14 protein-coding genes are annotated in these 14,797 nt (G+C 67.5%); 1 reads left to right on the top strand and 13 read right to left on the bottom strand.

Annotated elements, in window-relative coordinates:
• Window positions 1–59: 59 nt before the first annotated feature.
• From ACIHFD_RS04470 to ACIHFD_RS04450, 5 genes are all read right to left on the bottom strand, one after another.
• Window positions 60–1,112: an integrase core domain-containing protein gene (locus ACIHFD_RS04470; RefSeq protein WP_397365570.1), complete on the bottom strand. Its 1,053-nt coding sequence runs from the start codon at window positions 1,110–1,112 to the stop codon at window positions 60–62.
• A gap of 1,023 nt (window positions 1,113–2,135) precedes the next feature.
• Window positions 2,136–2,807: an SDR family NAD(P)-dependent oxidoreductase gene (locus ACIHFD_RS04465; RefSeq protein WP_397365569.1), complete on the bottom strand. Its 672-nt coding sequence runs from the start codon at window positions 2,805–2,807 to the stop codon at window positions 2,136–2,138.
• Window positions 2,808–2,866: 59 nt separating this feature from the next.
• Window positions 2,867–3,379: a nitroreductase family deazaflavin-dependent oxidoreductase gene (locus tag ACIHFD_RS04460; protein ID WP_397365568.1), complete on the bottom strand. Its 513-nt coding sequence runs from the start codon at window positions 3,377–3,379 to the stop codon at window positions 2,867–2,869.
• Complete coding sequence (locus ACIHFD_RS04455; protein WP_397365567.1) at window positions 3,376–3,543, bottom strand: hypothetical protein; 168 nt, start codon at window positions 3,541–3,543, stop codon at window positions 3,376–3,378. The genes ACIHFD_RS04460 and ACIHFD_RS04455 overlap by 4 nt, the downstream gene beginning before the upstream one ends.
• The gene (locus tag ACIHFD_RS04450) at window positions 3,536–4,207 is read right to left on the bottom strand and encodes a DsbA family protein (RefSeq protein ID WP_397365566.1); all 672 of its coding nucleotides are present in this window, start codon (window positions 4,205–4,207) and stop codon (window positions 3,536–3,538) included. The genes ACIHFD_RS04455 and ACIHFD_RS04450 overlap by 8 nt, the downstream gene beginning before the upstream one ends.
• Window positions 4,208–4,301: 94 nt before the next feature.
• Here ACIHFD_RS04450 and ACIHFD_RS04445 point away from each other — a divergent pair, with 94 nt between their 5' ends.
• A complete protein-coding gene (locus tag ACIHFD_RS04445; protein ID WP_397365565.1) occupies window positions 4,302–4,886 on the top strand; it encodes a TetR/AcrR family transcriptional regulator in 585 nt (194 codons plus the stop codon).
• A gap of 354 nt (window positions 4,887–5,240) precedes the next feature.
• On the opposite strand, the gene ACIHFD_RS04440 is transcribed toward ACIHFD_RS04445, so the two are convergent.
• The 8 genes from ACIHFD_RS04440 to ACIHFD_RS04405 all read right to left on the bottom strand — a co-directional run bounded on the left by ACIHFD_RS04440 (window position 5,241) and on the right by ACIHFD_RS04405 (window position 14,740).
• Window positions 5,241–6,635 carry an ATP-binding protein gene (locus tag ACIHFD_RS04440; RefSeq protein ID WP_397365564.1) on the bottom strand — a complete coding sequence of 465 codons (1,395 nt, stop codon included), beginning with the start codon at window positions 6,633–6,635 and terminating at the stop codon, window positions 5,241–5,243.
• A gap of 220 nt (window positions 6,636–6,855) precedes the next feature.
• Entirely contained in the window at window positions 6,856–8,010 is a 1,155-nt protein-coding gene (locus ACIHFD_RS04435; protein ID WP_397365563.1) for a serine hydrolase domain-containing protein, read from the bottom strand.
• On the bottom strand, window positions 8,007–8,795 hold the full coding sequence (locus ACIHFD_RS04430) for an ATP-binding cassette domain-containing protein (RefSeq protein WP_397365562.1): 789 nt from the start codon (window positions 8,793–8,795) through the stop codon (window positions 8,007–8,009). The genes ACIHFD_RS04435 and ACIHFD_RS04430 overlap by 4 nt, the downstream gene beginning before the upstream one ends.
• Window positions 8,796–8,800: 5 nt before the next feature.
• Window positions 8,801–9,841: an ABC transporter permease gene (locus ACIHFD_RS04425; RefSeq protein WP_397365561.1), complete on the bottom strand. Its 1,041-nt coding sequence runs from the start codon at window positions 9,839–9,841 to the stop codon at window positions 8,801–8,803.
• Between the two features lie 41 nt (window positions 9,842–9,882).
• Entirely contained in the window at window positions 9,883–10,875 is a 993-nt protein-coding gene (locus ACIHFD_RS04420; RefSeq protein ID WP_397365560.1) for a sugar ABC transporter substrate-binding protein, read from the bottom strand.
• A 188-nt stretch (window positions 10,876–11,063) separates the two neighbouring features.
• Complete coding sequence (locus ACIHFD_RS04415; protein ID WP_397365559.1) at window positions 11,064–12,446, bottom strand: MFS transporter; 1,383 nt, start codon at window positions 12,444–12,446, stop codon at window positions 11,064–11,066.
• A gap of 232 nt (window positions 12,447–12,678) precedes the next feature.
• A complete protein-coding gene (locus ACIHFD_RS04410; RefSeq protein ID WP_397365558.1) occupies window positions 12,679–13,812 on the bottom strand; it encodes an NAD(P)H-dependent flavin oxidoreductase in 1,134 nt (377 codons plus the stop codon).
• 16 nt (window positions 13,813–13,828) lie between these two features.
• Window positions 13,829–14,740 (bottom strand): LysR substrate-binding domain-containing protein, encoded by a 912-nt coding sequence (locus tag ACIHFD_RS04405; RefSeq protein WP_397365557.1) that lies wholly within the window; start codon window positions 14,738–14,740, stop codon window positions 13,829–13,831.
• Window positions 14,741–14,797: the final 57 nt, after the last annotated feature.

Raw genomic sequence — 14,797 nt, 5'->3', positions numbered from 1 at the left:
TCGACAGCCTGCACCGTGGTGTGCCGCTCGAATATTGAGTTACGTGGCCTGAGCTGCGGTTAAGCGGCTTGGTGGTATTCGTTGATCACGCCTGCAACTACGGGTCTTCGGCGGATGGATCGCAGGTCGTCGAGTTCGGTCACGTCGCGGGAGGGCTGCGTTGCGATGTCTGGAGGCCGTTGGCACCGGGACTGGTGCGGCCGGTGCGCCTTGTAATGGATCAGATACTCCTGCAGGACGCGGGTCAGATGGCGTTCATCGAGGATCAGGGTCCGGTCCAGGAGTTCGCGGCGCAGGGTGCCGATGGCGCGCTCGCAGATGGCGTTCATCCCCGGCGTCCGCGGCAGCGTGGTGATGGCCCGCAACCCTTCGGCTTGGAAGACCTCGCGAAAGGCAGAGGTGAAGAGTGGGTCCCGATCGTGGATCAGGAACCGTAGCCCGGAGATGCGGTCACCCAGATCCATGACCAGGTTGCGGGCCTGCTGCACCGTCCATGCTCCGGTCGGGCGCTCGGTTACTCCGGCCAGGTGCAGTTTCCGGGTGCCGTGCTCGATGAAGACCAGCACATACAGCCGTTTGAGCAGCACGGTCTCGACCACCAGGAAGTCACACGCGGTGATCGCGTGGGCTTGGGCGGTCAGGAACTGCCGCCAGGTCGGCCCGGCCAAGCGGGGTACGGGATTGATGCCGGCGGTGTGCAGGATCTCCCACACCGTGGACGCCGCGATCGGGTACCCCAGGCGCGCCAGCTCGCCTTGGATTCTTCTGTGTCCCCAGGTCGGGTTCTCCCGTGCCATCCGGATGATCAGTGCTTTGACCGGTCGGCGAGTGCAAGGGCGTCCTGGGTGTCGTCTGTCGGTGAAGGTCCACTTACGTCTCACGAGGGTGCGATGCCAGCGTAAGATCGTTGCCGGGGTGACGGGGAAGACTTCCGCCCACCGGCAGCGGCTGATCAGCCGGGACAACGCCGTGAGCCAGAGCCGGTCGGCGTGACTCCACCGCGGTCGGCCATTGAGATGTCGGCGGAGCACCTGGTTCTCCTGACGGAGCACCAGCAGTTCAACATCCTTGGACAGATCAGAGCGGATCAGCACGGTCAGCAGGTCGAACAAGCCCCTAACCAATCGGTAAGCCAGCGAGAACAACACCTCAAGAGGGTCGCAGCAACCGTCCTGATCATGCAGCAAAACACCAGTTCACAGCACGAAACCGTATTTCCGGGCGGGACACCTTGTCGTACCGGGCCACCGACAAGGCGGGGAACATGTCGGTGGGGACGGCCAAGTTCATGATCGTGGAAGCCGGCGGCGAGTAGCGCCCGCAGCCGGGTAGGGGTGACGGTAGCCCCGGGAGGCGAGTTCGTCAGCTGGTGCGCGGCCTCCGTCCAAGGACGGGGCCGCTCACGCGTCAGGCCGCTCAGCAGCCGGCGACGGCGGCGGCCCGGGTCCGGCCGGCCTCGCCGGAGGGGCGGTGGGTGGCGGGGCAGAGCTGATTCTGCCCGAAGCCGGCAGCACCATGATTTCCACGTTCTTCGACGCTTGGCTACGGCCCAGCAACATCAGCCAGCCGAATACCCGCAGCGCGATGAGATAGAGCAGGCGGACAAGCACAAGAAGCGATCTTGTCTGCGGGGACGAGCCCGTCAAGCCGCAGGCCAGAGCCATCGTGGATGCGTTTTGACGCGGTGCACGGCTCGTGAACTCACCCTGCATCGGCCGGGTGCCGACGGCCCGGCTCAATCGTCACGATCGAGCCGGGCCCGGCTTCGCTGAGCGACGAGACCAACCGCCACGTGCCCCGGGCAGGAAATGTCTATACCGCCAACGTACCGACCTTCCTGGATGATCTTCGAATCCAAGGTTTGATCAAGCCTGGCGCGCCAACGCCGGTGAGGTTGTTGGCAAACTGGTGACTGACTGATCGGTGACCACCGTGTGGACCTTCTGGATTGTGGCGTCGGCGCACAGCGGCGAGATCGGGACCTCGGCGCTCGGCGAACGAATCCGTCACGATATACCGGTGTTCGTCAAGGCGGCGTTGAGTGAGAGAGCTTGCTGGGCGAGCGCCCCCCCGAGAGGTGCCATCCGCGGCGGGATTTCGCCCTTGTCACGGACCCGGTGCCGCGTCGTCGCCCGTTACGGTTGTTCGTCGAGTGCGATGTAGTGCAGTTCGGGTTCGGCGCGTGTCGCGTACAGTTCGGTGTAGGCCTGGGCGATGACGTCAGGCGCGGCACCCGGGTGGCCGGCTCCGATCCATGCGCTGATGGCGATGTGCGCGACGTAGATGTTGTAGGGCTTGAGCTCGTTGTGCAGGTTCAGGGTCCAGTTGCGCAGACCGGCGGCGGCGATGTTGATGTTGGCCAGGGCGGGGACCGGGGTGACCGAGCCGCCGCCGGTGGTGAGGAGGATCGTGCCTGTCTTGGCGGCGATCATGTCGGGGACGACCTGCCGGACGGCGTGGATAGCCCCGTGGAGGTAGAAGTCGATCTGCGGCTGGAGGTTTTCGGGGGTGACATCGAGCACGCCGACGGCCTCGAGGGTTTGATCGGCGGGCGAGAACTCCAGGACGTCGATCGCGCCGTAGCGCTCTTTGATGGACGTGAACGCCTCGGTGATGGTGCCGGGCTTGTAGATGTCGCCGGCGAACCCGGCGGCCTCGATGCCTTCGGCCCGCAGGTCGGAAGCCAGCGCGTCCAGCTTGGCGGCGTTGCGGGCGACCAGGGCGACCGTGAAGCCTTTGTTGCCGAAGGCACGTGCGATCTCGATTCCCAGGCCCGGGCCTGCTCCGACGATGGCGATGACGGGCACAGCTCTATCTCCTCAGCTGAAAGAACGGGTGAAAGGGTTCGTCGCGCGGCAGTGGGTTGTCAGCCGCGCTCTGGCCGGAACTCGACCAGGACGGCTTTGTCGGGGTAGTCGGCCAGTGTCGTGGTCTCGGGCTCGCCTGGAGGGCGGAAGCGCCGGGCGTACAGACGCGCAGCCTTGGGGTGCTTGGCCGCGAATGCGGTCAGCGGAGCCGCCCTCTCGGCGGGCGGTAGGAGTCTGACGGTGGCGTCGTAGCGCCCGCGGCCGTGGAAGATGCGCGCCCTGCCGGCATCGCGCACGTTGAGGAACCACGCGCCCTTCTCCCCAAGAGCGGATGCGGCGATCACGCCCCCTTCGGGGGTCTTCTGCACGCATTCGACGACGGTTCGCCGGGTGAGCCCGGTGCGCCGACCGGTGTGCTCGATCATCAGGTACCGCTCGGTCATGATCCACCCCAGCCCGGCCCGGTAGAGCAAAGTCGGGGCAGCGAGGACGCGCTGGGCCAGGCGCGTCAGCTTGCGGGCCACGGGCCTGTGCCGCGCGGGATTCGGGTTGCTGCCCGACATCTGGTTCATTGGTCTGAACCCCCGGGCTCGTCCGGAGGCCGCTTCTCGGAGGTGAGTCCGGCCGCCGTACCTGTCGGCAGCACACATACTCCGGTCACGGGATCGCAGTAGCCGTCCGCGTCGCCCTCGATGAGTTGCAGCGGCACCGCCGATGTGGGCGTGCCGTCAGCCATGGACCTGCTCCCATGCCTGATCGATGGCGCTGGCGTACTGGCCGATGCTGACCGCGCCCGGGATACCGAGTCGTTGGCCGAGGACGGTGAACGGCACCCCTCGCGCGCCCAGGGTCACGGCGGTGTCGTGGTCGGCGCGCACGGTGTCGGCGTAGCGGTCGGTGGCGAGCACGTCCCGGATCTCGTCGGCGGGGATGCCCAGTTCCACGCCGATCCGGACCAGCGTGTCGTGCTCGAACGCGGCGCCGTTGCCGCTGAACACCTCGGCTTGCATCGCCCGCAGGTACTCCCAAGAGACGCCGTGCTCGGCGCCCAGGTGCACCAGGCGCAGCAGGTCGAAGGTGTTGCGGGCGGGGCGATCGACCTCGTACCTCAATCCCTCGGCCGCGGCCTGCTCGGCCATGCCTTCCTCCATCGAGCGGGCCTGCGCCGCCGAGACCCCGTACTTCTTCGACAGGTACTCCAGGGTCGGTGTGACCTGCATGGTCGCGGTGGGGTCGAGCTGGAAGGTATGGACCTTCAGTTCGATGTCGTTCGCGTGAGAGGACTGCTCGATCGCCGCGCTCAGGCGCTGCTCGCCCAGGTAGCACCAGGGGCAAAGAACATCTGCCCACACATCGATCGTCAGTCGCGTGGACGCCGCGACGTCTGCCGTCGATTCCATCGTGGCCCGCCTTCCGGTAAGTTTGAGGATGCCCTCAAAGTCAGACTCTAGCACCGACTTTGAGGGTTACCTCAAACTATGGCGGGATGGAGACATGACCCGATCGAAGAGCGTGCGGCGCGACGCCCGCGAGAACGTGGCGAAACTGCACGCGGCCGCGCTGGACATCTTCATGGCGAAAGGCCTTGACGCCCCACTGGAGGAGATCGCACGGGCCGCGGGCGTGAGCATCGGAACCCTCTACTACCGCTTCGGGTCTCGTGAAGGCCTCATCGATGCGGTCATTCCCGATATCGCGGGCAGCCGGCTGCAAACCCTCGCATCCACCGTGATGGCGAAAGACACCCCCAGGCGGCGTCTCGAAGCCTTCGTGCACGGCATGATCGAACTGCAACACGACGACCCCGCACTCAACGATGCGATCCTGCGCCGTTTCCCGGACGCCGTCGCGCTGCTCGGCATCTGTGACCGATCGACCGCGCTCGGTCAAGAGCTGGTGCGCGAAGCGCACGCGGACGGGTCGCTATCTGCGGACTTCACCGAGCATGATCTGTTCTGCATGCTCTGGCTGGCCGGCACCGCCAGCAGAGACCCGCGCGCACCGATCGGCTGGCGGAAGGTCGTCATGCGCGCCTTCGACGCTGCGTGGATTGCCGGGGAGGCAGAGATTCTGCCGTGAGAGGTCCGCGCCTGAGGCGCGAGACAACCGTTTCGGATACTCCGCCACAACCTCCGACCGCATCTAGTAACACTTGTTAATTTGAGAACAGAAGTGGAGCTGGCGGTCACGCCCGAGGCGGGGGATCGCAGGGTGCGTCGTACGCGGCCGGCATTGCTGGCCGCGACTGTACGGTTGGTGAGCGCGCGGGAGAGCACCGATCTGTCGGTGACCGAACTGACGGCCTCCTCCACCCGCCCCTCGTACAGCGCAAGTGCGCCGCGGTGGCCACATGCATGCGCGCCGGCTGCCGCGTCCCCGAGCCGTTCGGCGAGATCGTCGGCCTCTTCCAGAAATCGGTGTGCCGCCGCAAGGTCAACTTGGGTGTACGCGACCTGGGCGGCGACCAGTAGCGCGCGCCCGGGCCGCAGTGGGCTCCGGCGCCGCGGTCAGCGCCCGTTCCAGATACCTCCGCCCCTCGCTGAGACACCCGCCCGCGATCCAGTGGAAGACCAGCGCGGCGGGCAGCGCCAGCGCGGCCTGCCGATCCTCACCGAGCTCGAGCCGGGGGCTGTCGTCCGGACCGGGCTTTGCTGCCGTCGCCTGCCGGTACTCCAGGGCCGCCATCAGATTGCTGTGGTCGGCATGCAGCCGGGCCAGGATCTCTGCCTGACGGGGGCCGAACCAGTCCTGGTGACAGCGCTCGGCCAGGGCGAGGAAGAAGTCGCGGTGCCGTTGCCACAGCCACTGATCCTCACCGCCAGCCGCCAGGTGCTCCCACCCGTACTGACGGACGGTCTCCAGCAACCGGTAACGGGGCCACTGCTCAGTGCCGGCGTGCTCGACCAGGGACTGGGCGACCAGCCGGTCCAGCACGTCGAGCACCTCATCCGCCGCCAGTCTCTCATCCGCACAGACGCCCTCGGCCGCCTCCAGAGTGAAGCTGCCCGCGAACACCGACAGCCGACTCCACAGCAGCCGCTCCGTGGGGCTGCACAACTCCCAGCTCCAGTCGATCGCCGCACGCAGGGTGCGCTGGTGCGGCCGGGCAGCGCGACTGCCGGCCGCCAACAACGCGAACCGGTCCTTCAACCGCTCGACGACCGGCTCCACCGCCAACGTGCGCAACCTGGAGGCCGCCAGTTCGATCGCCAGCGGCAACCCGTCGAGGTCTGCGCACAACCGGTGGATCGCCGCCTGGTTCACCTCCGTGAGCTGGAAACCGGCCGCACCGCGGCCGGTTTCCAGCTGCACCAGCAGCTCGATCGCCTCCTCCTGCGCCAGCGGCGCGACGACGATGACGTGCTCACCTGTCAGTTGCAACGTCTCCCGGCTCGTGGCCAGGATCCGCATCTCGGCAGCGGCCGGCAGCAGGCGCTGCGCCAGTTGCGCACACGCCTCTACCAGGTGCTCGCAGTTGTCCAGCACCATCAGCAGTCGCCGCTCCGACACGTGCGCCGCCAGCAGCTCCAACACCGGCCGGGTGCCCTGATCCACCACTCCCAGCGCTACCGCTGCCGCCTCCGCCACCAGCGCCGGATCGCGCACCGGGGCCAGATCCACCAGCCACACCCCACCCGGGAACGCCCGGGCCGATGCCGCGGCTGCCGCCAGCGCCAGCCGCGTCTTGCCCACCCCGCCTGTACCGGTCAACGTCACAAGCCGCGCGCTGCCGAGAAGACGGCGCACCTCGGCCATCTCGCGCTGCCGCCCCACGAAGCTGGTGAAGGCAGCAGGTAGACCACCCACCGCGCGAATCACGCTGGTCACGTCCGGCTCATCCCGCATCTCTTGCGCGGTGAGTCCCCTGCACCTGACACTCCGCAGGCCGCTCCGCTGGAACGCATCGGTTACGGATCAGTCTTGGAGCTTACCAGCGGGTACACCAAAACCCTCGCTCCGAGTTGCCCCCACGTCCGACCAGATCAGCGGGTTGGTCAAGATGAGCCCTGGTGCCATGCCGACACGTTCGAGCACCAGGGTGTGCTGATCACAGGGCCGCGGCCACCGCCGAGAGCAGGCGCCACAATCGGGTGTGAGGCGTGGGGTCGGGGATGGCCCGGTTGGTGAGGAAGGCGAACGCGATGCCGGATTCCGGTTGGGCGAATGCCAGATGTCCACCGAGGCCGTCATGGCCGAACGAGCCGTGACCGAGCATGGGCTGACGTGGCGACGACAGCGCGAACACGGTGCCGAATCGGGTGGGCTGCTCGACCAGGACCTCGTCGGGCCCGTAGACCTGCTGGTGGCGAACTCGGTCCACGGTGATGGGCGAAATGGCACGCAAGGGACCGTTCACCACGCTGGAGTAGAGCCGGGCCAGCGACCTGGCGTCGAAGACGCCGTTCGCGGCGGGGATCTCCGGCTGCCACGACGCGGGGTCGTTGAAGAGATCGGCGGTGACGACGGGGTTGCTGAAGGTGGCGTGGGTCAGCGTGCCCGAGGTTTCGGAGGCCCTGGCCAGAAAGGCGCCGACTCCCGGTGTGGGAGAGGCGTCCTGGTACCGGACGACGCGGCGGTTGTGCTGGGCGGGCAGGCCGATCCATGCCTGGAGGTCAGCATCCGGTGCGAAGCGCTCGCGCAGCAGGACGCCGACGCTCTTGCCGCTCGCACGTCGCACGACCTCGCCTACCAGATAGCCGAGGGTCAGGGCGTGATAGCCGTGCTGGGTGCCGGGGGACCACGCTGGCGCCTGGGAGGCCAGGCGGCACACGCGGCCGTCCCAGTCGGCGAGGTCGGCCTTGGTCACCGGCTCGTCGAAGGCCGGCAATCCGGCTTGGTGCGAGGCCAGTTCACGGACCAGGACGCCGTCCTTGCCGGCGACGCCGAACTCCGGCCAGTAGGCCGGCACCGGCGCATCGAGATCCACCTCTCCCGTGTCGATCAGGCTCGCGAGCACCAGGCCCAGGACACCCTTGGTCACGGAGTACCCGACGTGCAGGGCGTCCTCGGGGTACGGAGTCCCGCTGGTGTCCCGGATGCCGCCCCACAGGTCCACGACCAGCTCGCCGTGGCGGTAGACGGCGAGGGAGGCGCCGATGTCGTCGCCGTTGCGCAGGTTGCTTTCGAAGGCGTCCCGGACGCCTGAAAATCGGGGTGCGGTGTAGCCTGACGCCGCCACCGCTGCGTGTTGCATCGTACTCATGCCTGCTTACGCTCCAGTTCCTCCATCGCCGCTCCGCCCGCCATCAGGTCGATGACCTCGGCTGCCTCCTTCTCGCCTCGCGCGAACGAGGCCACGAGTCGGCCGTGCGCCATGACGGCGAAGTGGTCGCCGACCCGCAGGGCATGGTGGGCCTGATGGGTGATCAGGACTACGCCGACGCCCCGGTCCCGTGCCGTCTCGACGGCCTGCAGGACGATCTCGGCCTCATGGACGCCGAGTGCCGAGGTCGGTTCGTCCAGGATCAGCACTCGGGCGCCGAAGTGCAGGGCGCGGGCGATGACGAGAGCCTGGCGTTCACCGCCGGACATGGTGCCCACCAACTGGCCGGCGTCGCGGATCCGGCGGATGCCCAGGTGCTGGATCTCCTGCAGGGCGACCCGGGCCGCCGTCGCGGCGTCGAAGCGGCGGAACAGTCCCCGGCCCTTGGTGGGTTCGGCTCCGAGGAAGAAGTTGCGGGCGACACTCATCAACGGCACGGTGCCCGCGCCCTGGTGGACGGTGGCGATACCGCGGTCCAGGGCGTCGCGTGGGCCGCCGAGCGATGCGGCCTCGCCGTCGATGAGCATCGTGCCTTCCGTGGGCGCGTACACCCCGGAGAGGATCTTGATGATTGTGGACTTGCCGGCGCCGTTGTGCCCGAGTAGGCAGAGCACCTGGCCGGGGCTGATGGCGAGCGAGACGTCGGCGACGGCGGTCACGCCGGTGAACTGCTTGGTGACGCGCTGGAGTTCGATCAGGGGATGGTCGGCCGTGGTGGTTGTCATAAGGGTCACCTGCCGCTCAGTGCGAGCTTGCGGAAGTAGTTGTTCGCCAGTACGGCGACCAGCAGCAGGGCGCCGAGGAACAGTTGGGCGTAGTCGGTGTTCCAGCCGGTGTAGAAGATGCCGAGGCTGACGATGCCGTAGGTCCCCGTGCCCAGGAGGACACCGAGCGCGGAACCATAGCCGCCCTGAAGGAGAACGCCGCCGATCACGGCGGCGATCACGCCGTTGAAGATGAAGCTGCTGCCGCGGGTCACGTCACCTCCGCTGTAGGCGATCGTTTGCAGGACACCGACGAGCGAGGCACCGGCAGAGGTGGCCATGAAGAGCGCGATCTTGACCTGGGCAGTGGGGACACCCGCGTCGCGCGCCACCTCGGGTGCCCCGCCCGTGGCGTAGATCCAGCTTCCGGTACGGGTACGGGTCAGCACCCACCAGGCCAGCACGGTGATCGCCAGCCACCACAGGATGGACACCTGGAACTGCCCCACCTTGGAGCCGAAGACAGCCTGCACACTTGGCTCCGGTGTCAGTGACACTGCCGTACTCCCCGACAAGGCGCGGCTGATGCCCAGGGCGCCGCCGCCGACGACCAGCGAACTTCCCAGGGTGACGATGAAGGAAGGGAGCTTGGTGCGCGTGGCCACGAGGCCGTTGACGAGTCCGACGAGCAGACCGAAGCCGATGGCCAGGGGGATCGATACCCACTGCGGCATGGTGTACGTGCCGCTGGCGATGGCCACGATCGCGGACGTGGCGCCGATCACGGAGCCGATCGACAGGTCGAACTCCCCTGCGATGAGGAGCAGCGCGACCGGTGTCGCAACCACACCCAGTTCGGCGGCGGTGTCCAGCCAACTTGCGGTGCCGTCCACGCTGGTGAAGCCCGAGCCGGACGCTGTCACGAGAAAGAAGACGTACACCACGATGGCGCCGATCAGCGCGCCGAACTCCGGGCGTCGTACTGCCCGCGCGACCAGGGAACGGCTCAGCGTTTGGGTCTTCTCGTCTGGCCTGACGGGGGCCGGAGCTGCTTGCTCGACGGTCATGGGTGCTCTCTCCTGAACTCGGGTTCTGTCGCGGCGGCGTCTCAGGAGGCACCCCGGATGCCCTGGTCCTGCTGATTGACCGCCAACACGTCGGCCGCGTTGTCCTTGTCGATGACCTGCGGACCGGTGAGCACCATGTCGGCGGGCACAAGCCGGTGCTGCACGTACTGCTTGGCGATCAGGACGCCGTAGTACGTCTGGAGGTAGGGCTGCTGGTCGATGGCGTACTGGATCTTGCCGGCCTGGATGTCCTTGAGGACCTGCGTGGACAGGTCGCCGCTGCCGATGGTCAGCTTGCGCCCGGTGTTGTTCGCCGCAGTCAGCGCGTCCTTCGCAATCGCGGCGCCTGTGGTGAACACACCGTCGATGCTCTCGTCGGACTTGAGCGCGCCGGCGATTGCCTGCGTCACCTTCGTGGGGTTGGTGGAGTCCTGGTACGGCAGACGCAGCGAGCTCGCCGTTCCGCCGCCCTTCTTGATCGCGTCGATGTAGCCCTGGCAAGTCTGCTCAAGGGCAGGGTTACCGGGCACGGAATTGACGCACAGCCCCTTCTTCACCCCGCGCTCGACCATCTCCTGTCCCGCCTTGTCACCCGCGAGTGAAGGCTCCAGACCGACGAACGAGAGGGCACCGAGCTGCTTCCAGTTCGACTCGCCGGAGTTGATGACGACCACCGGGATGCCGGCCTTGATCGCTGCCTTGATCTCGGGGTTTTGGGCCTCGGGGAAGAAGTTGCCGACGACGATGGCGTCCGGCTTCTTCGCCACGGCCGCCTGCATCAGCTTGGCCAGCGTCGGGCCGGAGGCGTCGGTCGAGGTCGGGCTGAGGTACTGGGTGGAGACGTCCAGTTCCTTGCCGGCGTTGTCAGCACCGGTCTTCATCGCGCCGAAGAATGGGTCGCTCAGCGGGCCGGACACGATCACCACGGACAGCTTGCGGCCGGAGGAACTGCTGGAGCTGTTCGAGTCGGTGGCGTCGGTGCGCTTGGTACAGGCGGCGGTGACGGCCGTGGCGGCGACGACGGTCGCGATCAAGGCGATCCGCGATCTGCGGAAGCAGGACATGGGAGCTCCACAAGGATGATGGGTGATCAGGGGTTACAAGGAGGGGTGCGGCGATGGCGCTCTTGTGAGGAGGTGTCCGGGGTTCTGCCACGTCCGACTGCGTGGCGGAACCACCGGGCAGCGCCCGCCGTGTCAGGGGAGACGGGCGCTGATCTGGATCACTTGGTGGGGGCGGGGTTGGGCGAATCCGCCCGTCCGGGCGTGTCGAGCTGGTTCCACACGGCGCGGACGAGCTTGTTGTCCTTGCCCCCTCGCAGCAGTGTCATGCTGATCACGGTGGACACGGCCGCTACGGCGATGGGGTAGGCCAGGCCGGCCAGTTGGTGGCCGGTCGATGTGGTGAGTGAGAGCGCGATGAGCGGCATGAACCCGCCGAAGACGCCGGCGCCCAGGTGGTACGACACCGACAGGCCGGTGTAGCGGATCCGGGGCGGGAACAGTTCGGTCAGGTATGCGGCCGTCGGCGCGTACACCATGGCGCTGAACACGATCTGCAGGGTCACCGCCACGACGACCTGCGCCCACGACTGGTCCGCAGCGGCTTCGCGTATCCAGGCGTACAGGGGCAGGAAACTCACGGCCGACAGGGCCAGGCCCGCCACGATGACGCGATGCCTGCCGTACTGATCAGACAGGCGGCCGAACAGGACGTAGGAGGGAGTACCCAGCACCAGCGCGACCGCCATGCAGACGTTGGTGGTGAGAAAGTCCACTTTCAACACGCTCTGCAGGAAGTACAGGGCGTAGAACTGGCTGGTGTACCAGACCGCACCCAGCCCGGCGGTCAGGCCGAACAAGGTGAGCAGAACGAGGCCGAGAGACCGAGGGCTGCCCAGGGTCTCCCGGATGGGCGCCTTGGAAAGGGTGCCCTGTGCCTGCATACGGGTGAACACCGGCGACTCCCGGAGCTTCAGCCGCATCCTCAGGGAGAAGACGATGAGGACGACGGAGAGCAGGAAGGGAAGACGCCAGCCCCATGAAGTGAACGTCTCCTCGCCCAGCAGGAGCCGGCAGGCGACGACGACGACGATGGACAGCAGCAGCCCGAGCGTGGCCGTGATCTGCAGGAAGCTGGTGAAGAAACCCTTACGGTCTGCCGGGGAGTGTTCGGCGACGTAGGTGGCGGCACCACCATACTCACCACCCACCGCGAAGCCCTGGAGCAGCCTCAGCAAAACCAGCAGTACGGGGGACGCCGTGCCGATGGTGTCGTACTTCGGGAGGCAGCCGATGAGGGCGGTGGCCGCACCCATGACGATGAGCGTGACAAGGAAGGTCTTTTTGCGGCCGACCCGATCGCCGAGCCTGCCGAAGAACAACGCCCCGAGGGGACGGACGACGAAACCGGTGCCAAACGCCGCCACGCTCACCAGCAGGGCGAGACTCGATTCGCCGGGAGGAAAGAAGAACCCGGAGAAGACGACGGCGAGGCTGCCGTAGATGAAGAAGTCGTACCACTCGATGAGCGTGCCGGTGGCGGATGCGGCGATGATGCGGCGCAGTTCTCTCGGAGAGGTCTGCGGGGGTAGGGGGCTGGACATGGCGATCCCTCCCGACGCCGGTGGCGGCGTCGCATGAATTCGAGAAGGAGCGGAAGAACTTGGGGGCATGGCGCCGCCTGGAGCGGCCGTGCGATGTTGTGTCCGTGCCGTCGAAAAGGGGGATGAGCCGCTTCGCCAAGGCATCGTCCGCAGCGTCGCCGGCGACCACCACCCGTGCACTTTTCGTCGGTGGATCCGCGTGCTGCGGCAAGTGTTCGTGCGGGGCAGTGGCTCAGCCGCTGAATGCGGCGGTCTGCGGAACCCGCCTGCCAAGGTGGGCGGCGGCGTCCTGCGCCATTCTGCGCACCACTTCCCCGGCGGGCAGGATCTCCTGGATCAGGCCTACGCCCTCTCCGACGATCATGTTCGCGACGTCGAAGTCCTGCTGTGAGACGGCAGCCTTGAACTCCGCTGTGGCCTCGGCGAGTTGTGCTGCGAGTTCCGACTCCCGCCCGTGCCACCGGTCGGTGAATCGGTTGCGCAACAGACGACCGTTGTACTCGGCGGGCCAGTCGTACTTGCGCACGATGTCATAGACGCTTGTTCGGACAGTGTCATCACCGCCGGCCGCCACCGCGCGGGCGTGGGCGCGAGCCGAGACCACCGCTTCCTCCGTTGCCCAGAAGCGGGTTCCCACCAGGACACCGTCCGCACCAAGGACGAGTGCGGCGGCGAGTCCGCGACCGTCCGCCACTCCGCCGGCACCCAGCAGAAGAGCGCGCGGAGAGCGGGCGGCGATCAGGTCCGCGACATCGGGTACGAGGGTGAACGTCGACCGCGTCCCGACTCCGTGCCCGCCGGCCTCGCCGCCCTGCGCGACGATGACGTCCGCTCCGGCGTCGAGGGCTTGGCGAGCCTGATCGAGCGTGTGGACCTGACACAGCAACGGTACGGCCGCGGCGCGGATGCGGTCGGCGAACGGGACAGGGTCGCCGAAGGACAGCATGACCGCGGCGGGTTGGTGCTCCAAGGCGACGTCGAGCAGTTCGGGGCGGCGAGCCAGGCTCCAGGTGATGAAGCCGCACCCCACCCGGGTGCCGGCCGCGGCGGCGAACTCCCGCTTCAACCACTCTTCGTCGCCGTAGCCTCCACCGATCATGCCGAGTCCGCCCGCGGTGGTCACCGCCGTGGCGAGCCGGGCCCCGGAGACGACGTCCATGGGAGCGAGCACGAGGGGGTGTTCGATTCCGAAGGCGTTGGTAAAGCGCGTTGTCAGCAAAGCGAAGTCCTCTTCGTCCAGGCATCCGCCCGGCGGTGCGGTGGGCGGTGCGGCGTTAAGGGGACAGTAGGTTCGCTGCGATTTCATATCCAACGATTGCTTGTGATGGCAGCCATCACCAGCAGAGAACTTTCCGATGGCCGACAAGCGTCAGGCCAGTGAACTAGCCGGTGGCTGCGGAGGAACCTCCGACCATCCGCAGGACGGGCGATGGCTGCTCCATAGCCCCCGCATGCGCGAGAAAGCGCGTCAGGGCGGGCGACGGCGGTGCGTCGGCTCGCTGGACGAAGACGGTCTGTGCGCACGCCTCCTCCTCCGGCAGCTCGTGCACTCGAACCTGCTCGCGGGAGGCGTGCCGCTCGACCACGGCGGCGGGCAGCAGTGTGAGGCCCATGCCGGCTCCGACGCAGCCGAGGATGCCATCCAGCGTTCCGAATTCCATGCAGCGCACCGTGACGGCGCCCCGCGCCTGCAGGATGCTCTCCAAGCGCCTGCGGTAGGAGCAGCCAGTACGGAAGACGAGGATTTTCGGGTCGCGCATGGCGGCGTCCAGGCTGGCGATCCGGCGCGCCGTGACGAGGACCAGGCGTTCCTCGAACACCGGGATCTCCACCAGATCGGGCTGTCGCACCGGGCCGCTGACCAGCGCGCCGTCGAGCCGATGCTCCAGGACGTCCCGGACCAACTGTTCGGTCGGTCCTGTGATCAGCGAAAGGTCAACGCGGGGACAGTCCTCCCCGAACGCCGCCAGCACCGCGGGCAGCCGCAGGCCCGCCGTGGTCTCCATGGATCCGATCCGCAGCGGTCCGCAGGGATCGGTCTCATCGCCGATGACATACTGCGCCTCTTCGACGAGCCTGCTGATGCGCTCGGCATACGGCAGAAGCTGCTCCCCCGCGTTCGTCAGCGCCACGCCCCGGGCATGCCGACGGAACAGCGGGGCGCCGAGCTCCTTTTCCAGCGCGTGGATCCGCGCACTGACATTCGACTGCACGGTGTGCAATTCCTGAGCGGCCTTGGTGATGCCGCCCGTGCGCGCGACGGCCAGGAAAACCCGCAGGTCGGACAGTTCCACGTCGACCTCCACATGTGCCTGTGGGCAGGAGCATACCTGCGGCCGGTGAAAGGGCGG

This window comes from Nonomuraea sp. NPDC051941, assembly GCF_044593615.1.
This window is presented reverse-complemented; position numbering and strand designations above follow the sequence as displayed.